Annotated in this window: 1 protein-coding gene; it reads right to left on the bottom strand. The window is 37.3% G+C overall.

The window, feature by feature from the left end; genetic code table 11:
- A partial coding sequence (locus PZE06_RS27685; protein WP_275792356.1) for a sensor histidine kinase occupies positions 1 to 274 on the bottom strand: 274 nt, incomplete at its 3' end.
- Positions 275 to 308 lie beyond the last annotated feature (34 nt).

The raw sequence follows: 308 nt of genomic DNA, 5'->3' as shown, positions 1-308 counted from the left end.
CAAAATTCTCCCCTACATAAGTTTCTTTTGAAGTAGATAATTCCACCTTGAAAATAGCCCCCCCACTGGGGTTATCTTCAAAATAAATTTTCCCTTTATGAACATCCACAAATTCTTTCACTAAAGAAAGCCCGACTCCGGTACCAGATTTAGAAAAGTGAATCTGACTGAATCTGCTGAACAATAAATGTTGTTTCTCCTTAGGTATTCCAATTCCACTGTCTTTTACCGACAGGATACATTTCCGTCTTTTTTCATCTTCCGCCAAGGACAAAATTATACAACCTCCTTTAGGTGTGAACTTAAAC

The organism is Robertmurraya sp. DFI.2.37, from assembly GCF_029211245.1.
In the GTDB taxonomy this organism is placed as follows: domain Bacteria; phylum Bacillota; class Bacilli; order Bacillales; family Cytobacillaceae; genus Robertmurraya; species Robertmurraya methanolica_A.
This window is presented reverse-complemented; position numbering and strand designations above follow the sequence as displayed.